Consider the following 21,397-nt stretch of genomic DNA (forward strand, 5'->3'; position numbering starts at 1 on the left):
TATGTAGCTTGTCAGGCTTTGGAATAATCTGACAAGATAAGATTGGCAATAGAACTAAAAGTATCCGGATCATCCAAAATATTGCTAGTAATCATGGCACCTTCTAATGTTGCTAAAGTTTGGAGAGCTTTAATTTTAGCAGTACTGTTAAAACCTTTAAGGTTATAAGACCGAAATAGCCAGTCAATATTACGCTTAAAGAATATTCTTGTTTCTTCCGCTACTGATGAGGGAAGACTGTCAACTTCAGCAGCAAGTATGCCACATAAACACATTCGTTTATCTCTTATTAAAGCAGCTTTAAAAACGTCTATGTATATTTCTATAGGGTCTTTTTGCGCTGCAATTAAGTCCTCAGGTTCGCCGAGAGCTTCAAAAAAACTTTCTGTGTAATAAGCCACAACAGCGACTCCCAAAAGTTCTTTTGTTGGAAAATGATAATGTACAGAAGAGCTTTTGATCCCAACCTCTTTAGCTATACCTCTAAAACTAAAGGCGTTGTAACCTCCTTCACGAACCATTACCGCAGCGGCGTTTAAAATTTCCATTTCTTTTCGTTGCATATTTTTAGCTCACCTTTTCTATCTAACGATAGATAGCTATTGACAATGAAATATGCAAGCTTGTATACAACCTCAATTGCCTATCTATCGTTAGATAGAAATACTGTTTCTTTAAAAAAAATGAACGAGAAATTGTTGTTAATAATTAGCGAGCACTACTATTTACGGGGTTCAAGCTGATGCTAGGCAATATCGATAATAGTAAACTAGACCGTATCGTAATGGTGGGTCGTTATTAATTTGAATAAGCTCATCTTGAAAGGATAAGTGATGCATACAATGGATAATCTAAAAAAACTTCCAAAGTTAAGTAAGGGCGCAGAAAAGGCAACTTCTGCATTTTGGACGTATAATGAAGCGGTTATGGCTGATGGTGCCGTGCCTCAAAAGTATAAGGAATTGATTGCGATTGCTGTCGCTCTGACAACACAATGTGCTTACTGTCTTGAGTTGCACAAAAAAGCGGCTTATGAGGCGGGCGCAAATGAAAAGGAAATAGCAGAAACTGTTCATGTTGCTGCGGCTTTAAGGGCAGGTGCAGCTGTAACTCACGGCACACACCTTTTTAATGAATGAGAGTAATTATCCCACAAGGTGTCACATGGCATCAAACCATATAAAAATCTATCAAAATTTTTATAAATGAAGAGACGTAATGCTCGTTTAAAAAGAAAATAATAGGTGAGATAATGAAAGTAAAAATATGGTCAGATACTATGTGTCCATTTTGTTATATAGCGAAGAAAAACTTTGAAAAAGCGATGCAGCAGTTATCCTTTGCTAAAGAAATCGAGGTTGAATGGAAAAGCTATCAGTTGGATCCAGAACTGCAAGAGACTTCTGGAAGCACAAATTTTGGGCAGTATTTAATGGAAAGGAAAGGGTTTTCTGTCTCGAAGAAAGGTCAATTTCTTCAGCAGTTGACAGACATGGGAGAAAGTTCAGGGGTGAATTTTAACTTTGATAAAACATATGTCGCTAATACATTCCTAGCCCATAAACTACTGCACCTTGCTAAGAAATACGGCAAAAACAGTGAAATGGAAGAGTTGCTGTTTCAAGCTTTGTTTGAAAATGGGATGAATATTGCGGATCCCGAGCTTTTAATATCTTTGGCCGAGCAGCTTGAAATTGACAAAACAGTCACACGCGAAGCACTTGTTTCAAATAAGGTTGACTATGAAGTTAAGCAAGATTTTATGGAAGCAAGAAATATGGCCGTATCAAGTGTTCCATTTTTTGTGCTCGATAATAAGTATTCCATATCAGGGGCTCAGCCTGTTGAGGTATTTCTAACGGCATTGACACAAAGTTACAATGAAAATTTGAAGTCCTCCGAAAGCATCGAGGGAAGTAATTGCTCTTGTTAAGCTTATGCATGATAGGAGAAAAAAGATCAAAAATTTCAGCTCATAGGCGCGTCTTTATTCAGCTCATAGGCGCGTCTTCATGCCAGTGCACTTTACACTCGTTACTAAAAAGTACCAAAAAGACGAAGAGAAGCTGGGCTTTTGGATCAAATAAACAATATTGATATTCCTACTCTGGTTCTGGTTTCAGGGCGTACTGATATGATCGGAGACAAAACTTACTGTCTAATGCCCCGCAAGATCAACTTTGGTTAGGCTCTTTAACCCGAAAAGAGGATGTAGAGGTCGGCAAAACTATTCTCACCTTACAGTCGCTGAATACAATACCAGGATACAAATCTTAATTTATCTGATCAAATCGCAAGAATATAGCTAGACCATTGCGAATATTAACTAAATAACTGGCTGTCATTTATGGTACTATCTATGATAGTAAGTGTGTAAACTAAAAAATTTCCACATTTAAATTTTGACTGTTTAATCTAATTCCAACAAAAACCCACAACGCTTCCAAAGCTATATCCCAGACGGAGAAACCCCAAATATAGCCCCTTAAAAACCCCCTCCACACAACCACTATTACAGTTATGTGAAATTTTGCTTCTCAAAAGAAGTATTTTCAGGTTATAGTATTTGGAAAGTTGTTGACGTGAGTGCGTTACCTAAGTGTTTAGCGAAACCACTAGGGGGACACCAAGATGACTGATCATACAAGGTATCAAGCCAGATATCCCGACGACGAAGATCAGAATTTGAACACTTCCAATACCAGCTCACTCTGGCTTCCTTTTTCCAATGCATTTATTACAAATTTTATTTTTAAGAACATCTCTTTGACCAGAGCTTTATTTTTAAAAAATTTTGCTTTCTATAATTTCCTTCAAACTCACTACCGCCCTCAATCACAGTTTTTGGCTTTCCCCCAAAAGCCCCGTATTCACAGCCATTCTCCCCATAATCGTTTTTTAAAGCATAAAACCTCCCTACCCTGAGCAAGTATAGTTTGTGTCAACTTGCTAACTTCCCCGGCCTCCCTTAGCCGGGGATTTTTTTGAGCTTTATTATGAGAATAAAATAAGCAGCCTTAAAAACTATTGTTCTCCGTCACCAAGTCAGTATTATTTCCCGAGTTAGATTTCATTCAAGTCGTCAGGACTTTTCACAAAGGTAAAATAATGGCTGACATCGGGTTAGAATGCACCTGTGGCAAGGTAAAGGGCGTCGCACGCAATATATCACCAAGCACAGCAAGACGTGTTATTTGTTACTGTGAGGATTGTCAGAATTTTGCCAGAAAGCTTAACCGCGCAGATGATGTTCTTAATGCCTTTGGGGGCACCGAGATTTTTCAAATCACCCCATCGCAGGTTGAAATCACGCAAGGACAGGATCAACTGCGTTACTTAAAACTGTCAGAAAAGGGGATTTATCGTTGGTATACAGACTGTTGTAAAACACCCGCTGGAAACATGATTGGTCCCAAACTTCCCTTCTTGGGTATCGTCCACACCTTTATGGGCAAAGATAATGCCTGCGACAAAAGTTTGGGGCCTGTACGCTATTCCGTTATGGAACAGGACGCGATAAAATCACCTGTCACATCATCCACGGAAATGCCCAAAGCAGAAAGTTCAGCACCTAAATTCCCCATCAGCTTAATGATAAAGATTTTCGCGCGTTTATTCCTTGATTCCCTTGGCGGTAAAAACAAACCCAATACTTATTTTAAGTCAGATGGAACACCCATTTCAGATTAGATTTCAAAGAGTAAAGCCAATATAGCCGCCACTAGATACAGCAGGTTAAAATTAAGAAATCAACATCAGACACAGATCGCGTTATTTTCGTTTCTGTGGCTGTGGCTTCACTCGAACACGGCAAGGTATTCTTGATTTAGGTCCATCAAAAATTTGCCCTATAGTTCTTAAAAGAGAAATAAGTGGTTTTAAAAGTACCATTGTGATCTTCCTTATTATTTTGCTTTTTGTCAGATCCAGTAATTTGGAACAGTCTTTTGGGGAACAGCTGTTTGGACTTTGATTTCCAAAGCCAAACACCCCATTACCTTGCGAGCAAATTTATCAAAGAGCACACTTTATTAACAAATTTTAGTCTGTCAGAGAGTCTTTAAAATAGATTTAACATCATTCATGAATTACCAATAACCAGAATTATCGGTGACATAAGTTGCGGAAAACTGAATTGCGGATACGCTGCTTTATTCTTCAGAGTGGTTTTGACGCCGTATAATCACTAAGAGAAGTATCGGCATCAAAGCCAAAAGTAATACCCGCAATTTTTTGCCCTGTCTCCGGATTAAAAATTGGCATTGTCACCGATATTTGAAACTTCCGGGTTGAGCTATCAAATTGAATTCGTGAAAAATTTATCCGCTTGTTATCTTTAAAAATACGGTTGTATTTCTGTTCATCACCTTGCCAATAATCCGATGTGATCTCACTAAGGCCCAGAATATACCCCTGATCATCAAAAACAAAAACTTCAGATATTATACCTTTGGATCTTTTCTTTATGCGTTTCAATTCTTTGGACAAGCCATTCCCTAGGATAGAAGCCATAAAAGGGGTTTCGGTTTTTTTGTTGTTTTTCCGGACTTCTATCCAGGTTGCATCTTGTTGTTTCTTACGATCAAGTAGCTCGTTATCCGTTTGACTATTGCCTTCCCTGTTCTCTAGGGCCTGCTGAACAATGACGGCTTGCAGATCCCCAAATGAAACATATAACTCGGCAAGGTCTGCAAGCCTTTGTTCTTCGGCTGCAGTTGGCTGTTTTTCGTCTGTGGGACAAAGATCGATCCGACGATTAAAATCATTTAGAAAGCCGGGGTTATCTTCTACAAAGTTATGAGAAAAATAAGCAACAAGCGGAACATAGCGCACAAAAGACGATCTGATATTTTCCAAGCCAAATTCTAATTCTTTAGCTGCCTGCAAAAAAGCGGCCTCATCAGCCAAGGCATAATCAACCCGTTTATTTAACAGGACTTTGATCAGGCTTTTCATATTACTTGAAAAAGCAAGCTTCTCAAATTGATGTTCTCTCAGCCAGCTCCCTTCGTTGGATCCAAGAACACTACCAATCCTGTCATTAACGTTGGGAATTGGACCACCGGTTTTATCTAATGGCCCATTAAGACGAAAAAATTTCCATCTCTCAACAGCAAGTGGTTCTGTTGCAGTTCCCATTTTATTTAATTCACGATTGGGAATTTTCAGAAAAAGGCCATCCACTTTCCCCACGGTCATCAAGTGTCGGTTTCGATTAGGTGGCGAGAGCATGATTTGGTATTTGCGTCCCATCTGCGTAAAAACGCACCTCATGGCCTGTACCCCCGTTCCCGTCAGCTCTTTATCCTTCAAGAGCTGATAGGGCGGGTGCAGATGCGTTCTGACATTAATGGCATTATCACTTACGTCTGCGGCGGAACTAGGTGATAGCGGCAAACACCAAACAAAAGAAAGAGTGGCAAATATCTTTCGCAAAGCCTATTTATCTCCGAAATTAATCGCGATAATTACAAAGCCTTTACCTCTGTCAGGAAGATAGAGATATCTTGTTTTAACGCATCATTATTACGGCCCATTTCACCGATCACACTTTGCTGATTTTCTGCAAGTTTACCTGTTTCTTCTGCCGCTTGAGCAACTTTTTGAACAACACTGGCGACTTCGTTTGCCCCTTGCGCAGCTTCTTCCACGTTCCGGGCAATTTCGCTGGTTGCGGCCCCTTGCTCTTCGACAGCACTGGCAATTGCCCCTGTCAGCTCATCAATCTTGCGAATTGTATCGCCAATACCCAGTACGGCATCGGCAGCAGAGGCGGTTTCGTTTTGGATCTCATTAACTTTAATGCCAATTTCCTCGGTGGCCTGCCCCGTTTGCGTCGCAAGGTGCTTGACCTCACTCGCCACAACGGCAAAGCCTTTTCCGGCATCACCTGCTCGGGCTGCTTCAATGGTTGCGTTCAAAGCAAGTAAATTGGTCTGCTCGGCAATATCACTAATGATTTGCACGACCTGACCAATACTTTTTGCTGCGTCATTCAATTCCACAACCTTAGAATTGGCCTGCTCAACTTCGGTCACAGCGGCCTGTGAAGCCCCAGATGTCTGGTTCATCTGGCGTGAAATTTCGCTAATAGAAGACGTCAACTGTGTGGTCGCCGCAGAAACGGTCTGAATGTTTGCTGATGCCTCTTCGATCGCCCCCGACGCTTCTTGGGACAAGGTTCCGGTTTGTGCTGCATTACCAACCATTGTTGTCGCAGATTGAGAAACGTCTAAAACTGATTTGGAGACCACTTCTAAACCGCTCCCCATTGTTGCATCAAACTCTCTCGTTAAACGCTCCATGCTTTCATGGCGTTTTCTTTCCGTTTCTTGCTTGGCTTCTTCCAATGAACGCATTTCGCGTTGCTCAATAGCATTTTCTTTAAACACCTCAACAGCCCTTGCCATGCCGCCGACTTCGTCCTGACGGTTGGCACCCTGAATTTCAATATCAAGCTCTCCGCTGGCTAGCTCACTCATTTTTTGCGTTATCCGACTTAGCGGGGTCGAAATTGCTTGGGTAAGGGTAAAGGCCAAGAAAATGGCCGCCAAAGCCAATACCGAGATAGAGACGATAATTGTTATTGTAAACTTGCCAAATGCTCCTTCTTTGACAGAAGCCGCCTCAATAGAAATTTGATTCAACTGATTATTCAGTTCTAACGCCACAGCATCAAATTCTGCAATTGTTTCCTGTGGCAACCCCGAGACTTCAATCGCTCGCGCCTGATTAACCGTGAGGTAATTTCGCATCAACTGAATTTGGGAACTTGCAAACTTATCGACCCAGTTCTGATAATGGTCTGACAACAATTGTACCGAACCTGTTACCTGATCTTGCCCAGCAGATAGTGTTTTTAATTCTGCAAAGTACTTTTCAGTTGAGAGTGCAAAATCATTAAACTGCTGTAACCCGGAACGATCTCCCGTTAACAGGTAATAAAGCAACCCCTGGCGTTGATTAGAAAATGATTCTTTATAATGATTAAAGGCAAGCTCCAGCTTGTTCGCTTTTTCAATTTCCTGATCAGCGGATTTGATATCATTGATCGCAGAGAAGGCAACCACTGCCATCAAAAGAGTAACTGCGACAAGCAGAGAAAAACTTAGAATGAGCTTATGCGCGATTTTTAAATTACGGAAAAATTGCATTAGTGAATCCTCTTGGGGTAAATCCTTTTAGGCTTCGTTGAACGGATTGGCTAACTGTACCGAAAGTTAGTTACCCGCGCGCCGACGCGCCAATTCAGTTAGATTATATTCAACAGTAACGGCACCAATTGGCTTATTGCCAGTATCAGAGACTGTTAGATTTACCTGGGTTCGCCATGTCTTCGTTGCCTCGTGGAATTCAGGATCATCCACAAAGATCGCGGCGTGTCCTTCTGGATAAGTTTTGCTGAACTTTGCCTCGTCCCCTTGCCAAAAATCCGATGTAATGGCTGATTGCCCAACATTCAGACCCTTAGCATCCATAATAAATATCTCAGTAAAAAGCCCGCCGGACCCAGCCTGAATTTGTGTAAGATAATTTGATAGCGGGCTACTCAATGTTGTTGCGATCAGTGGCTGATCTTCTTTATCCCGCTCTGCGCGCCACTGCTTATCCAGGGTATCCACTTCACTCTGAGAGATTGCACCATACTTTTTATTCTGTGCGGTAATAGAAATTTCGACGACTGCATTTTTAAGCCACTCTTTAATCGTTTCAACCGCAGCATCATCAATCAGGCTTTTTGAAGGGGCTGTCGTTTCAGCATAAACTGGGTGTCCCCAAATAGTCGCCGCAAGTAAACATGCACAGACATTGGTGCGAAATCCAAATTTAGGTGTAACAGCTAATCGTTTTGTTTTCTTAAACAGAAAACCGAAAAACATGCTCATAACGTTCCTTTCCCAAAACGTTTTTCCTATGGCCACATATTTCTGTGTATAGTCTGGTCTGCGTCAGTTCATTCAGATCCTGTGCAATTCAAATACCAAAAATCTAACCATAGATTGCCAAACATATGATAGTATGGCCAAGGCATTAAGAATCATTTAAACCTGTTTCTGGTTCCCTGTTTCTGGTTCCCTATTTCTGGTTCCCTGTTTCTGGCTCCCTGTTTCTGGCTCCCATAAAATCGAACCGACAAACTTATAACCAAGCTTATAGCCCGACTTACAGTTCGGATAGCCAGTTCTTTATCCGCTGTTCATTCACCCCAAAATCATCTTTCCCATAGTGAGAACGGCTATAAATCGCCAGAGTAGAGATTGTCGGCCCTAGAGGAATAAAGCGAACAGTAATGCTATCGGGATAACGCATCCATTTTGTTCGTTGAATAAAATCGTACTGAAGGTTTTCGCTATCCACAGCCTCTCTTTCTATTCGCGGCTGCTTATTCATCAGTGCCATCCATTCGGCCTTTAGTGCATCCACCGAAAGGTTATACACCGGGCTTTCAAGATCGCTTGGCGCATTACAATAACCTTTGGGGCAGACCAGAAACTGATTTGGCGTTGGCGCCAGCGACAACGTTACAAAATCAATTTTTTGTTCGTCAACCGGACCAAAAAACAGCGCGAGGCCCCTATCCCGGCCGATAAAGACCAAAGCAACCAGCAAAAGAAGACTGATCCCGATCAAGGCTCCCATAATCAACTTCAAAAATATCATGAATGCTTTCTCTTCTTCCTATGAGTTTGCTTCGTGGCACTTGTCTTTATTTTACGTTTATAGCGTTTAGCTGTTTATAGATGAGCCTACGGGTATGTCTGGTATCTCAGATCATTCTGGCCGTCCTCAAATCAGGGCGTTAGATCTTCGACTTACAATGAACAATCACGGTGTCGCGGGTTCTTTGAAAAGAATTGAATACTCATTAACTCTTTGCGCGTAAGATATAGCAGAGAATTACAGGAACGGTGAGATAAAAACATAATAACTTAAACAGGATAGCGAGGAAAATACCCCGATGTCATTAAAAATTTCTTCCCCCTGTTCCTCTGATCCAAATTCCCGGCATGTTGAAAATACCCCCGATGTCTTTAGCCGCGGCAGCCTGATGTTCACTTATGAGCTTTTGCGTAAACAGAATCCTGAACTAGCCCTGACAATCCGCAACGTCGTTCATCACACGCCGTTGGAAAAATCAGCTCAGGATATCAACAACAGAAACACGGACCATTTCAGGGTACAGGTAAGCCCGGAACAGGTTCGTGCCATTATCGAAGGGCTTGTTGCCCAAGACACGCCCGCGCCCGCGCCCGCGCCAGAAAACATGGGCAAGGTTATTATGGCAAAAGCCCTGATTGACGAGTGGACGAAACTTGCCAACCAGTTGATACAGGATCAGCCGACGTCTTTTACGTAAGACCTTTTGACATGCCTTTTTCTATCCCCTTATCGTTCAGCCCTTTCCTGAAGCCACTTAACCAATTTCTTCAGGGCCGAATGCGGTAGCGCAGGAACAAAGTTTCCATCGCGCCCTTCCATATCTTCGTTGGCGACCATCGAATTAATAATGGCTTCTTCCATTGATCGAATTACCCCTTCGAACAGAAAATCCAAATCCGTATCGGGGATAAAAGAAACGTTTTGAACAGCCTGTTCTTTCGTTACCAGTACATCACGGTTGGCTGTGGAAAAGGCTAAAAAGATATCGCCAGACCCATGGGCCCCAATTCCCCCGGTTTGTCCCATTCCTAATGCGCCCCGCCGTGCCAAACGCTTGAGCTGATGAGGCAGTAAAGGCGCATCTGTCGCAATAATACCAATGATAGAACTAAGTTCAGTGCTTCTCGTTTTCTCAACCATTCTGGGTTCGGAAAGCTCTTTGCCAAGGGGGGACCCTAAAACGGTCAAATCATCCCGTTTGCCAAAGTTTGATTGCACAAAAGCGCCAACAGTATAAGCCACATCACCGTACTGTACCCGTCGAGATGCCGTGCCAGACCCAGCTTTAAAATCAAAGCTTTTCATTCCCGTCCCGCCGCCGACACTGCCTTCTTCAATCGGGCCATCTATTGCAGCTTCGATGGCTTGGGATACATGGTCATTGGTAACATGAAAGCCATTGATGTCATTTAAAAACCCATCATAGGTTTCCGCTGCAACGGGCAGCCCGAAACTGTCTGCGAATTCATCCGGGAAAGCCCGATTAGCCCATCGCAAGGTCGCATCACGGGTCAAGCCACAGGCATGGGTATTGGTAATCGTTATCGGCAACGACATCAGTCCCACTTCTTCCAGAAAGTGAGACGAGGTTAGTTCACCATTACCGTTCAGGGAAAAGTACCCGGCGAAAACCGGCGTACACACATCTGCCCTCGGCCGGGGTAAAATAGCCGTCACTCCCGTTCGCACAGGCCCCTGCCCCACCTTCAAAGAACCATCACCATCAATCAGGGTGGTATAACCGACGCTAACCCCCGCAACATCCGTGATCGCATTGTTTGGCCCCGGCTCGCCTGGAAACTTTAACCCTAACCCCGCAGCTCTCATTTTCCCGGCAGGTGTCATCCTTTGGCTATCGGATAAAGTATCAGGCATCACTGTTCGTTTCCATTTTGGGTAAAGATCATTGGTTCTTCCCCGGTTGAATAATTAAGCAAGTTATATGATCAAAGAAGTATCAAGAAAAATCTGACTTCATGCAACGTCAACATAACCGCGTTCTCTAACAACCAGACAGCGGTCAAACTCGCCTCAGGAAACTTTATAGAAACCAACTTTGCAACCCAATCGACAGCGTCAATAATGGTGATATAATCCAACACACCATCCAGCAAAGCTATCAACGATCAGCACAAATCATACGTCAGAAAGACCAAAGATGTCAGGTGAGATTTTACGATCAACAGGCTTCAAACCTGAACAGAGCGATACACATTTCAATGCCTCTCTCTGGGTCAGTGCGCTTATTGATAATATTGGGAATGCCAATTTTTTCCCATGGATCGCGGAACAGATGAAACAGGTAATTCCGCACGAATTCTGTATTATTTTTCAATATGAAAAGGAACATCGCCCACAGGTTCTCTATGATGGATTAAGCCCGCTGGGGTATCGGGAAGGCTTGAAAAATTTCCTACAAAGCACGTGGCAGATCAACCCCTTTTACCACGCCTGTCGCGAAGGCCTTAAACCCGGCCTGCATACGATGGAAGCCCTGTCACGGGAAGCCCAGACCAGAAAATCTCAAGCCCAAAAAGTCCAAACAGGGAAAGCTCAAGCCCGTTTCTATACAGAGAAAACCAGAACCAACGCCGATTACAAGATGCGGCCGGATCACAAGGAAGAAATCGGTTATGTCACCGATGGCTGGCCATTGGGCATGCAGGAACTTATGCTGGCGGTTCCTCTGCCCGGTGATGATGTGATCGAAATTTCTCTATCGCAAAAGATTGATCACACCGACAAAGGCGCCCCCTTGCTTGAACAGTCACAAGAATTGGTGCCCATTATCATCAGCGCCATCAAAAAGCATTGTGAAACCCTTGGCCTAGGTCACTCGACACTAAATCACACCACACCGGGGCACACCACACGTAGTCAACCGCTTTTGTCTGCGCCAGATTTTCTGACCCGCCGCGAAAAGCATATTATGGATTTAATCCTCTCTGGCTACGGATCAGAAGCCATCGGTCTTCACCTCGGCATAGCCTTGCCAACAGTTAAAACCCACCGACGCAATCTCTATCGCAAGCTCGGTATTTCATCACAGGCAGAGCTTTTTGCGCTCATGTCATCCCATATGTCCTCTCGCCCCCCCCAAAAAGGGCATCACTAAGGCATCACAAGGCATAGCATTCTCTCTTTTGAGGGAAAGCTCCCCCAAACTCATCCTTTAGGATGATTGTTCAAATAAAAGAGGCCTGACAACAATCCTTATAGAACAAAGTGGTTTTTGAGGATTACAACATGACCTTCCCAATCGAAAGCGTTCGCGCACAATTCCCTTCTCTGTCTCTGACGGACACCCTGAACGGCAAAGAAAAACGGCGGATCTATCTGGATAATCCCGCCGGAACACAGGTAACATCGCGCGTTATTGAGGCTGTTTCGGACTGTTTTCTCAATGCCAATGCCAACCTTGGCGGATACTTCCCAACATCCATTGCCGCAGAAAAGGTCGTTGATGATTGCCATCTTGCCATGGCGGATTTCATGGGGACTGATGATCCCGGCGAAATCATTATCGGTGCCACAATGACAACACTGACCATGCACATGTCGCGCAGTATCTGTCGTGACTTCAAACCGGGGGATGAAATTATCGTCACCCGGATGGATCACGAAGGTAACGTTGCCGCATGGTTAGAAATTGCGCAGGATTTGGATCTGGTGATCAAGTGGGCCGACTTTGACAAGGCAAGCTGGAAGATCGAACCGGAACATATCAAAAGCCTGATCACCGATAAAACAAAGTTGTTGGCCCTGAACTATGCCAGCAACCTGACCGGTGCCATCAACGACGTTAAATCCATTATTGCCGAAGCCCATAAATCAGATGTGCTGGTGTATGTCGATGCCGTTCAATTGGCCCCACACCACCAAATTGACGTCAAAGACTTGGGCTGTGATTTCCTGATCTGTTCGTCCTATAAGTTCTTTGGCCCACATATCGGGGTTCTTTGGGGCAAACGATCAATACTCGAGAAAATGCACGCCTATAAATGCCGCTGCGTGCCGGAAACGCTGGCGACCAAATATGAAACAGGAACACCGGCTATAGAACTCTTGGCTGGCCTGACCGCCGCCATAGATTATTACGCGTGGCTAGGCGGCGAACTGGGTCAGACCGGATCTCGCCGCGCACAGATGACCACGGCTTTCAACGCCGCAATCGAATACGAAGAAACCCTGACCAGCCAACTGATCAAAGGTTTGCAAGAAATTGACGGCGTGGAAATCTTTGGCCCCACCGCACAGAACCAGATGAAAGCACGTGTACCCACCGTGTCTATCCGCCACAACAAAGTAAAGCCGGATCCTCTCGCAAAGGCTTTAAGCGAAGAAAACATCTTCGTCTGGAGTGGTCATAACTATGCCATCGGCGTGGTTGAAAGCCTAGGTATTCCAATGGACGAAGGCATCTTGCGCATTGGCATTGCCCACTATAACACCGCCGAGGAAGTAGAGGCTATTCTGGGTTCAATTGAGGGCATTGTAAGCAACGTTTAAAGACCGGCGGCACAGCCTATTTCCCAGAAGATAAAAACGATCACACTTGTAATAACTGGACCAGTTCCGGCGAAGGGACAAATTAGAAGAGTTTTGAAAAGCAGGCCCAGAAGGAACTTATCCTGATGGGCCTTTTCCACAAAAAAATGAAATTATTTTCTATAAAGACAATAGTTAATTGATCTTCTTGAGGTTGATCATTCCGCTATAGATTATCTACCCATTTTTTTCGATAAACTTCATCTATTTCTTCTAAAGAATACATATACTCGTCAGGTGACATTTGACTATCAACTAACATAAGATCCATCCCCCCTGACCATAATAATTCTTTATTTTCAGGTGGAGAAAACTCAAGTTTATCGGAATCAAATGCATACATTTTTTCACATGCCCAACAATTAGCATCTTCTCTGGTAATCTTTCCTGCTAGAAGTTTTGAAAATATATCAACAACCTCATTCTTCGTAATTAGCATCTGATCCAATAAGTCCTATCCTAAATTACCTGGCAAATTTTTCTATGGCATCAATAGAGACTGACCATTCAGAAATTCGTTCACCATCTTCAGACATGATTTCTCGGTCTGAGATACTTTTGGCAATGTTAGCCTCATCAAACGATACTTGATCAAGAAACAATATCGTATTCTGAATATAAACCATATTTTCCACCTTATACATCGACCATGTCATGAGGAGATTTGCATACTCAGGATCATACATGGTCACCATCAAAGCCTCCTTGTCGCTACCACTTAACAACTCCTGACATGCTTTTGCCCACTGCTTTCGATAATCATCGATACTCCAGTATGTAAGTGGGGCATGAAAATCCTCTTGGAAATTATCAATCTTGATGGTTCCCAAGGCACAGGGCTCATCATAATGAATTATTGGGGTATCCGATAACGAGATGGAGAATATCGACATGTTTAAACTCTTTACTCAAGGTTCTCTTGGACTTTAAGAAAATTCATAATTAGAAATACAAACAACAAACCTGCTTAGTCTTTTGATACAATGTCATTAATCTCTTTAATTTGCTCAAAAGAGGTTTCATAAGGCCATATTTGGTTATCGACATATCTTTTCTTTTCAAAAAAATACATCTTTTCCCAGAAAGGGTTTTCTTTTATAGCGCAAAGTACAGTTGACCATTGAGTATCATGAGTGCTGATTTTCAAACGGGCATCTATTGGATTAAGACTGTTACCATCAAGTTTAGAGGCTATAGAAATTTCACTTTTAAAATCTTCATACTCACTGTCAGAAATTGAATTAAGTAACGTTAATTCACATAAATAATTTTTTTGTTCTTCTCTATTCATTTTCTCCCATTTGGATTCATATTTAACGTATGCGACTGCCTTTGCCCACTTATCTGAACTAGATGTAAAATTTTGATCATTTTTATATATCTGATGCAATAAACTAGCGTGATCGATAAAAATACCGAGTTCTTCGTTATCAAGGAAAAAAGGGACCACTAAAATCTTGCTGTACTTCTCTTTTTCATTAAGAGGTAAGTCATCCCAATCTATTTTCTCAGCAGCTCTCTTAACTGCCGCTCTCCACTCCAAACGCTGAGGAGAAATAAGCAACCATTCATCCCATTTACTTTTTGCCTCAACTCCACCAACCTCTATTTCATATTTGATTAGCTGATTAATAATCTTCTGATGCAAGTTAGAAACAACAGGGCTTAGGGCAACGTCTGGGTTAGATGGTAAAGCACAGAACTTTGCCTCCAATAGCGCTTTGTGTAATGCAAGTAGCTCTGTATATTCTGTAATTTCAGTTAACATTTACGTTCTTTTTGTTTCAATTATATACTCGTCATGATCATCAATAGTTGAAACATTAAATGACACATTTCGCGTTTCACCATTAGCTGTTGTATCAATCATCGTATGTCACTCATTTAGCAATGAGAATACCCACATCCTCTTCCTCGCAATAGGGCATTTTTCATTTCATCAAACATTTCTTTGCTCTCTCTTCATCAATCGCCTGTATACTTTCCAGGACAGAAATAAAGACACGAGAAGACTAAGTAACACAGATAAACCAACCGCAATATATGTACCATAATCGGGTAAAACCGCATGACTGAATGGCGGGATAGAAAGTACTATGTAGCCGAACAAAACGAAGCTAACAGGCAAGAAAACACCAAACGCTGCTATAACTAACAATATTTTCAATATCTTTTGCATTTGCACTTAAACCATAAAAACTTAATCGGAAATGATTTGAGCCCTCAATAATCGTCAACAACAGGTATCGTCCCTGACAAAAACAGATTTAAACTCTTTGATAACAACATCAACAACAACTTAAAAACACCATACTCTTTAAACTTATCAATAGTTGCAATACTGTATAGATACCAAATTAAAATAACTTATGAGCTAAGGAAAATGCCGTGAAATGTCTGGTGGTTATTGCGCATCCGTTAGAGGATAGTTTGTGCAAACATCTTGCGAAGGAGACAATTGCGCATTTGAAGGCCAAGGGGTACGAGATTACGGTCAAGGATCTCTATGCGGAAAGCTTTTCACCTGCATTGACCCATGCTGAGCGGCAAAGTTATTTTACGGAAGAGTTTGATAGTAGTGCTTTGGAACGTGACCTGAGACAGCTCAAAGAAACACAGAGCCTTGTGCTGATCTTTCCGACCTGGTGGTTTGGTTTTCCCGCCATCCTCAAGGGGTGGTTTGATCGGGTGTGGGCGCCGGGTCATGCCTATGATCACGCAGATAACAACAAGGCTATTTTGCCCAAGCTCGACAACCTGGTTGAGATGAAGGTCATTACTACCCTTGGCTCACCCAGATGGGTTGATCTGTTGATTTTACGACAACCGGTTCGACGTGTCCTTAAAACCGCGATCCTAGGCACCTGTGCGCCCAAATGCCGATTTCAGATGCTTTCTCTTTATGGTAGCGAAAGCCTAAGCAAAGAAAAAGTGGATCGTTTTATTCGGAAAATCAGAACACGATTTTAAACCAAATTAAACAATCCACTTTTATAAATTCAATTTTCAGAATTAAAAATTATAGAACAATACTTTAAAGTTGGGCCGCGTCCTGCTCGGCCTGATCTTCTTTGATGCCACGTTGAACGCGGTTTACTTCGCTGGAAATTTCAAAAAGAAGTTGTACCATACGTTCGTGCATCGACTGCAGGCGGTTAATCTTGCTCTGCAGATCTGCGGTCTCAACAACTTCTACATTTGGCGGCAAGCTGGTATTATCTTCTGATCCTTCCAGCAACCAAATCATATTAACGCTCAACACACCTGCCAGCGCAACAAGCTTGTTCGCGCGAGGTTCAGAACGATCACTTTCCCAATTATTCATGGTTGAGACTTTAACACCGACACGGCGCGCAAGCTGCGATGCACTTAATCCCTTACTTTTACGTGCTGCCTCGATACGTTCGCCCATGGTGATATATGTCATAAAAAATTCCTAATACAATTCAACAAAATACTCTATTCATGCCCTTTGGGAATACCACTTGAACAAATCAAATCATTAAAAGTGCATCCCTTTGGGTAGTGCTAAAGGGATACACTTTTGAGTCAGCCATCGCAAGAAAAACTTTAATAACGACCGTAGAAACTCAACCTAAATAATTGATATTAATAACAGTTATACGGGAAATTTTCTTTTCGCAGCTATAAAATCACTTTTAGCGCAACGCTTTAGGAAACCAGATATTCATCTTTTCCCTTTCTTTACCTATCCGATTTATCCTTACGCCCTCACAACACGCAACTTTCCTGTGCGGGTTCTTTTTCAGCCTGAAATACGTCTCCTGACATGGCTGCCCCGCAGGATCGTTGATTGACAGGTGGGCTATTCAGCTATAGTGAAATCTGATTCTATTAATTTGATATTTGGCGATAATGAGCAACTTTTCCGATCTCGGCCTCCGTGACCCTATTCTTCGTGCGATTAAGGAAGGGGGCTATGAACAAATGACCCCGATCCAATCACGGGCTATTCCCAACATTATGGAGGGAAAAGATCTGATTGGTGTCGCCCAGACGGGAACCGGAAAGACCGCTGCCTTTTCATTGCCATTGATCCAGTATTTGCTCAAAGGCGAAGGCAAGCGTAAGGCCAAGACAGCACGGTCGCTGATCCTGGCCCCGACACGCGAACTTGCCATTCAGATTTCAGATAACGTCCGCGACTATTCCAAATATCTGCACCTGCGCAGCACCATTGTTTTCGGCGGCGCGTCAGAAAAACCACAAATCAAAGCAATGGCCCCCGGCGTTGATATCCTGATCGCAACGCCCGGCCGCTTGCTTGACCTGATGTCTCAGGGACATATCAAGCTAAACGAAGTTGAATTTCTGGTTCTTGATGAAGCCGACCGGATGCTCGACATGGGCTTTATTCGCGATATCAAGAAGATCATCAAGGAACTGCCTGATAAACGGCAAACAGTTCTGCTTTCCGCGACGATGCCCAAATCCGTTACCACACTGGCCAACACCATTCTGATCAACCCCGTTCGTGTAGAGGTTGCCCCTGCGGCCACCACCGCTGAAAAGGTTGAACAGCATGTGATGATGGTGCCCAAAAGCCGCAAACGTGACTTGCTGGGACATGTCCTCAAAGACGATGCGATTAAACGGGTTCTGATTTTCACCAGAACAAAACACGGCGCGAACCGCGTTTCAGAGTTTTTGGAAAAACTGGGCGTTACCTCTGCCGCTATTCACGGCAATAAATCCCAAAACGCCCGTCAACGTGCCTTGGCTGACTTTCGTGATGGCGCGATCCGTGCGCTTGTCGCCACCGATGTTGCTGCGCGCGGCATTGATGTGGATGGTGTCACCCATGTCATCAACTTTGAGCTTCCGAATGAACCGGATAGTTATGTTCACCGCATAGGACGTACAGCCCGCGCAGGTGCCACTGGTATTTCATACTCCTTCTGTGATCATGAAGAACGTGCTTATCTGAAAGATATTGAAAAGAATATCCGCCAAAGCGTGCCTGTTTTTGAAGAGCACCCTTACCACGAAGAAGGTATGGCCGCCGCCCCCGCTGGTGCAAAAAAAGATAGTAATAACCGTGGCGGACGCCCAAGCAGAAACGCCCGTGGCGGATCACCAAAAGGCAGAGCCGGAAATAAAACGGGTAATAAAACGGGTAATAAAAATCGGCGTTCCGGGTCACAACAAGCATCTGGAAATTCACAAAATGCTGAGGGAAAAACCAACACCAACGCAAACAGCAGGCCAGCTGGTAATCCGGCGGGCAGAACATCCGAAAAACCAGCGGGCAAACCAAATCGTAAACCCGGAAGCAGACCCGGAAATCGGCCGGGTAATAAAGCCGGAAACCAAACCGGAAACAGATCAGGTCGAAAAACCAGTTCTGTCTAACTTAAAGCGGATTATATTGAACCCTCGGGTAAAAACCATCTAAGCTATCGTTGATCAGATTAACGATAGCTGGTGGTACCCTTGCGATTTCAAAACACCCTACAAATTGGATCGACAAGTCCTTGGTTTTCACGGCCTTAAGCTTTTATGATTTCAATCACGCACAGTCACTGACTGTTGAGGTCCAACAAACCGTGTTTGACTAGTAAGTTGCGATAGGTTCCATCCGCTTTCATCGCGCTTAGATGCTTATCAATCAGCTGCAAAATCGCTTCGTATCCGCGGGTTTTACGCGAGATGCCGATATAAAGGTTTTTGACGTCGATTGCTTCGGTGCCATAATAAAATACTGTGCGACCGGGAAAGAGTAAATTCGCAGTGTGACGCGCGACGAGTTCATCAGCAAGAGCAGCATCAACCCGACCATCTTCTAATTTTTTGAGAATAATTTCCAAATTTTTGGAAACGTCACGTTTAAAGTGTGTTGCTTGGGCAAAGGCCTTTGGATAGGCATAATCCTGAGCAATGCCCACATAACGGTTTTTCAAATCATTTATGGTATTAACACGGCGCGGGTCGCGTTTATGTGAAATCAAAACCAATCGATTTTCAGCGAGAACCGAACCATAGGCAATCTTCTCACCCCGATCCTGTTGATACCAAAGTCCTGGAATCAGATCGACTTTGCCGTCATAAGTTTCCTTGAGCAGACGTGACCAAGGAATAGCCTTCACTTCTACATCGATCCCTGCGCGTTTCATGGCGATTTTCAAGACATCAACAACCAGACCATGATCAGGTAAACCATACCCCATATAGGGCGCCCATTCGGACACACCGATTACAAGCTTGCGTTCCGTAAGGGGATATTCAGAAGACGGTTCGCCAACCGGGGAAGATGTTTTGCTTTGCTCAAAAGCAGAAACAGACGACAAGGACGGGACCGCAAGACAACAGCCAACAACCAAACATAAGCGCCGTAAAGCTTGCTTTAGACCGCTTTTGATATTCAACCAGCTCGCATTGCTATTCATGCCAGATTCCTAACGTCGTGTTGTACCCCTCACGTTAGAATCTTGTCCTACACCTTACATACTATCAGCTTTATCTTATTTTCTCAGATCTTTTTCTCTATTTCAGAGGCTCGATTTCAAAACCTATCAGTTTCCACAAAAATCTTCGCAGAGGTTTCCATAGAGATCTCGGATTTTTACAGAGTTTTTCACAGTATCTTTCACTGCGTCTTTTTCAGGGAACTTGTGAAAAATCACCCTTGATTACCCCGCAATCAAAGGCCGGATATCGGGCCAGTGATAAACAATCATGCTGATAGAAATCGGATTAATGGCAATCGCCAATAAGCACCCCAATGTCTTTGTTATTATGGGGCAATAAATTGCCGTTCGCAGGCTTTGAGGCGACACAAAGCGAACGCCCTTTATCCAAAGCTCTCCCCACCATTTAAAAGCCTGCCAGATCGACAGAATGATGATCTGGTAAAATATTCTGAAAACCGCCATTCTGATAACGTTCCAAAAAGCCACGATTACAATTATAAAAAGGGTTGAAATAATGCCTTCCAAATTAAGTGCCTCCCCGAGCTTCATTCTAAAATGGTCCTGTTTTCATTATTTTCAACAAAAACCACACACGCAGAGCTTGCAAAGAATACTTTTAAAGTGCTTCATTCCCAGTATATTATTTACACAGTGTATTATTTAACAAGATTTCTTTGAGAGCACATTTCATGATTATCAAAACGGCCCTTGTTGGCCTTGGTTCCGTGAACAAAAACCTTTTGACCATCCTGATCAATAAACAAGAAAGATTGCACCGCGATCACGGTATTTGTTTTCAGATTGTTTGCGTTTCCGATAGTTCTGGCGTTGCTGTTAATCCGGCTGGTTTTGAAGCTAAGGCCATCATTAACCACAAAAATGCTGGTGAACGGGCTTCTTCTTTTCAGGGTTTCAGAAAAGGCGCGTCCATTCAGGATGTTCTGGAAGACACCAAAATTGATTTGGTTTTCGAAGCCTCCCCCGTCGATTTAGAAACCGGTGACCCCGGACTGGGCATTACCCGCAAAGCGTTATCCATGGGTATTTCTGTCGTCCTTGCCAACAAAGGGCCGGTGACACTTGCCTATGAAGAGCTACAGAACCTCGCACGGGGATCTGGCGCAGCCTTGGAAATGAGTGCGACGGTCTGCGGCGGCCTGCCAATTCTCAATATCGGCAGACGCGATTTGATCGCCGCTGACATCAACAAGCTTCAAGGTATTTTCAATTCCACCAGTAACTTTATTCTGGATGAAATGGCAACGGGGCGTTCCTATGACGATGCACTGGCCGAGGCACAAGAACGCGGCATTGCCGAAGCAGACCCTAGCCTTGATGTGGGTGGCTGGGATACCGCGAACAAACTGGTCATTATTGCCAATAGTATTTTAGGTCAGACTGTCACCCTCAAGGATGTTGATGTTACTGGCATCGAAAAGATTACCGAAGCCAATTTGAAAACCGCCCAAACTGAAGGCAAACAAATCAAGCTGGTTGCCAAATACGAAAATGACAAGCTCTCGGTTGAACCCATTGCCCTGCCACAAGACAGTTTCCTTGCCCATTGCACAGGGTGGGAAATGGCGGTGGAACTTCACACTGACATCTATGGCATCATGTACCACAAACTCTGGGAACGCGAACCTGTCCCTACCGCCGCATCCATGTTACGCGATGCCGTGAATATTTTTGAGAACAGGGCTCATAACGCCGCTTTGTAGAAACGAACACCCGATGACCCGCCCCCCGATGAGCTG

General features: G+C 43.6%; 22 protein-coding genes. 9 read left to right on the forward strand and 13 right to left on the reverse strand.

Annotated features, from left to right (window positions below; translation table 11 throughout):
* Nucleotides 1–11: 11 nt before the first annotated feature.
* The gene (locus ACN0QW_RS12685; RefSeq protein WP_417431996.1) at nucleotides 12–563 is read right to left on the reverse strand and encodes a TetR/AcrR family transcriptional regulator; all 552 of its coding nucleotides are present in this window, start codon (nucleotides 561–563) and stop codon (nucleotides 12–14) included.
* 270 nt (nucleotides 564–833) lie between these two features.
* On the opposite strand from ACN0QW_RS12685, the gene ACN0QW_RS12690 reads away from it, so the two are divergent.
* From ACN0QW_RS12690 to ACN0QW_RS12700, 3 genes are all read left to right on the forward strand, one after another.
* Nucleotides 834–1,139: a carboxymuconolactone decarboxylase family protein gene (locus ACN0QW_RS12690; RefSeq protein WP_417431997.1), complete on the forward strand. Its 306-nt coding sequence runs from the start codon at nucleotides 834–836 to the stop codon at nucleotides 1,137–1,139.
* A gap of 113 nt (nucleotides 1,140–1,252) precedes the next feature.
* The gene (locus tag ACN0QW_RS12695) at nucleotides 1,253–1,933 is read left to right on the forward strand and encodes a DsbA family oxidoreductase (protein ID WP_417431998.1); all 681 of its coding nucleotides are present in this window, start codon (nucleotides 1,253–1,255) and stop codon (nucleotides 1,931–1,933) included.
* A gap of 1,175 nt (nucleotides 1,934–3,108) precedes the next feature.
* Nucleotides 3,109–3,690, forward strand: coding sequence for a DUF6151 family protein (locus tag ACN0QW_RS12700; protein ID WP_417431999.1), 582 nt, complete (start codon nucleotides 3,109–3,111; stop codon nucleotides 3,688–3,690).
* Nucleotides 3,691–4,158: 468 nt separating this feature from the next.
* On the opposite strand, the gene ACN0QW_RS12705 is transcribed toward ACN0QW_RS12700, so the two are convergent.
* The 4 genes from ACN0QW_RS12705 to ACN0QW_RS12720 all read right to left on the reverse strand — a co-directional run bounded on the left by ACN0QW_RS12705 (nucleotide 4,159) and on the right by ACN0QW_RS12720 (nucleotide 8,661).
* Nucleotides 4,159–5,436 (reverse strand): hypothetical protein, encoded by a 1,278-nt coding sequence (locus tag ACN0QW_RS12705; protein WP_417432000.1) that lies wholly within the window; start codon nucleotides 5,434–5,436, stop codon nucleotides 4,159–4,161.
* Nucleotides 5,437–5,468: 32 nt separating this feature from the next.
* Nucleotides 5,469–7,154 carry a methyl-accepting chemotaxis protein gene (locus ACN0QW_RS12710; RefSeq protein WP_299371785.1) on the reverse strand — a complete coding sequence of 562 codons (1,686 nt, stop codon included), beginning with the start codon at nucleotides 7,152–7,154 and terminating at the stop codon, nucleotides 5,469–5,471.
* A 66-nt stretch (nucleotides 7,155–7,220) separates the two neighbouring features.
* Nucleotides 7,221–7,886, reverse strand: a complete 666-nt coding sequence (locus tag ACN0QW_RS12715; protein ID WP_299371787.1) for a hypothetical protein — start codon at nucleotides 7,884–7,886, stop codon at nucleotides 7,221–7,223.
* A 277-nt stretch (nucleotides 7,887–8,163) separates the two neighbouring features.
* Nucleotides 8,164–8,661 carry a DUF1499 domain-containing protein gene (locus ACN0QW_RS12720; RefSeq protein ID WP_417432001.1) on the reverse strand — a complete coding sequence of 166 codons (498 nt, stop codon included), beginning with the start codon at nucleotides 8,659–8,661 and terminating at the stop codon, nucleotides 8,164–8,166.
* Between the two features lie 298 nt (nucleotides 8,662–8,959).
* On the opposite strand from ACN0QW_RS12720, the gene ACN0QW_RS12725 reads away from it, so the two are divergent.
* Nucleotides 8,960–9,358, forward strand: a complete 399-nt coding sequence (locus ACN0QW_RS12725; RefSeq protein WP_417432002.1) for a hypothetical protein — start codon at nucleotides 8,960–8,962, stop codon at nucleotides 9,356–9,358.
* 29 nt (nucleotides 9,359–9,387) lie between these two features.
* Here the strand turns inward: ACN0QW_RS12725 and ACN0QW_RS12730 are convergent, their stop codons facing one another.
* Both ACN0QW_RS12730 and ACN0QW_RS12735 read right to left on the reverse strand, forming a co-directional pair.
* Nucleotides 9,388–10,536: a P1 family peptidase gene (locus ACN0QW_RS12730; RefSeq protein ID WP_417432003.1), complete on the reverse strand. Its 1,149-nt coding sequence runs from the start codon at nucleotides 10,534–10,536 to the stop codon at nucleotides 9,388–9,390.
* 71 nt (nucleotides 10,537–10,607) lie between these two features.
* Nucleotides 10,608–10,760 (reverse strand): hypothetical protein, encoded by a 153-nt coding sequence (locus tag ACN0QW_RS12735; RefSeq protein WP_417432004.1) that lies wholly within the window; start codon nucleotides 10,758–10,760, stop codon nucleotides 10,608–10,610.
* Nucleotides 10,761–10,819: 59 nt separating this feature from the next.
* On the opposite strand from ACN0QW_RS12735, the gene ACN0QW_RS12740 reads away from it, so the two are divergent.
* Both ACN0QW_RS12740 and ACN0QW_RS12745 read left to right on the forward strand, forming a co-directional pair.
* On the forward strand, nucleotides 10,820–11,776 hold the full coding sequence (locus ACN0QW_RS12740) for a helix-turn-helix transcriptional regulator (RefSeq protein ID WP_417432005.1): 957 nt from the start codon (nucleotides 10,820–10,822) through the stop codon (nucleotides 11,774–11,776).
* A gap of 131 nt (nucleotides 11,777–11,907) precedes the next feature.
* A complete protein-coding gene (locus ACN0QW_RS12745; RefSeq protein WP_417432006.1) occupies nucleotides 11,908–13,170 on the forward strand; it encodes a cysteine desulfurase-like protein in 1,263 nt (420 codons plus the stop codon).
* 205 nt (nucleotides 13,171–13,375) lie between these two features.
* On the opposite strand, the gene ACN0QW_RS12750 is transcribed toward ACN0QW_RS12745, so the two are convergent.
* The 3 genes from ACN0QW_RS12750 to ACN0QW_RS12760 form a co-directional block, all read right to left on the reverse strand.
* The gene (locus tag ACN0QW_RS12750; protein ID WP_417432007.1) at nucleotides 13,376–13,657 is read right to left on the reverse strand and encodes a hypothetical protein; all 282 of its coding nucleotides are present in this window, start codon (nucleotides 13,655–13,657) and stop codon (nucleotides 13,376–13,378) included.
* Between the two features lie 16 nt (nucleotides 13,658–13,673).
* Nucleotides 13,674–14,102 (reverse strand): hypothetical protein, encoded by a 429-nt coding sequence (locus ACN0QW_RS12755; RefSeq protein ID WP_417432008.1) that lies wholly within the window; start codon nucleotides 14,100–14,102, stop codon nucleotides 13,674–13,676.
* Nucleotides 14,103–14,176: 74 nt separating this feature from the next.
* Nucleotides 14,177–14,977 carry a hypothetical protein gene (locus ACN0QW_RS12760; protein ID WP_417432009.1) on the reverse strand — a complete coding sequence of 267 codons (801 nt, stop codon included), beginning with the start codon at nucleotides 14,975–14,977 and terminating at the stop codon, nucleotides 14,177–14,179.
* Nucleotides 14,978–15,597: 620 nt separating this feature from the next.
* On the opposite strand from ACN0QW_RS12760, the gene ACN0QW_RS12765 reads away from it, so the two are divergent.
* Entirely contained in the window at nucleotides 15,598–16,179 is a 582-nt protein-coding gene (locus ACN0QW_RS12765; protein WP_417432010.1) for an NAD(P)H-dependent oxidoreductase, read from the forward strand.
* Between the two features lie 64 nt (nucleotides 16,180–16,243).
* Here ACN0QW_RS12765 and ACN0QW_RS12770 read toward each other — a convergent pair whose 3' ends face one another.
* Nucleotides 16,244–16,636, reverse strand: a complete 393-nt coding sequence (locus ACN0QW_RS12770; protein ID WP_417432011.1) for a helix-turn-helix domain-containing protein — start codon at nucleotides 16,634–16,636, stop codon at nucleotides 16,244–16,246.
* A 449-nt stretch (nucleotides 16,637–17,085) separates the two neighbouring features.
* On the opposite strand from ACN0QW_RS12770, the gene ACN0QW_RS12775 reads away from it, so the two are divergent.
* Nucleotides 17,086–18,582, forward strand: coding sequence for a DEAD/DEAH box helicase (locus tag ACN0QW_RS12775; protein WP_417432012.1), 1,497 nt, complete (start codon nucleotides 17,086–17,088; stop codon nucleotides 18,580–18,582).
* 167 nt (nucleotides 18,583–18,749) lie between these two features.
* Here the strand turns inward: ACN0QW_RS12775 and ACN0QW_RS12780 are convergent, their stop codons facing one another.
* Complete coding sequence (locus ACN0QW_RS12780; RefSeq protein WP_417432013.1) at nucleotides 18,750–19,616, reverse strand: substrate-binding periplasmic protein; 867 nt, start codon at nucleotides 19,614–19,616, stop codon at nucleotides 18,750–18,752.
* A gap of 243 nt (nucleotides 19,617–19,859) precedes the next feature.
* Nucleotides 19,860–20,189: a hypothetical protein gene (locus ACN0QW_RS12785; protein ID WP_417432014.1), complete on the reverse strand. Its 330-nt coding sequence runs from the start codon at nucleotides 20,187–20,189 to the stop codon at nucleotides 19,860–19,862.
* A gap of 140 nt (nucleotides 20,190–20,329) precedes the next feature.
* Between ACN0QW_RS12785 and ACN0QW_RS12790 the strand changes: the two genes are divergently transcribed.
* The gene (locus ACN0QW_RS12790; RefSeq protein WP_417432015.1) at nucleotides 20,330–21,361 is read left to right on the forward strand and encodes a homoserine dehydrogenase; all 1,032 of its coding nucleotides are present in this window, start codon (nucleotides 20,330–20,332) and stop codon (nucleotides 21,359–21,361) included.
* Nucleotides 21,362–21,397: the final 36 nt, after the last annotated feature.

The organism is Kiloniella sp. (genome assembly GCF_048259265.1).
Lineage (GTDB): Bacteria > Pseudomonadota > Alphaproteobacteria > Kiloniellales > Kiloniellaceae > Kiloniella.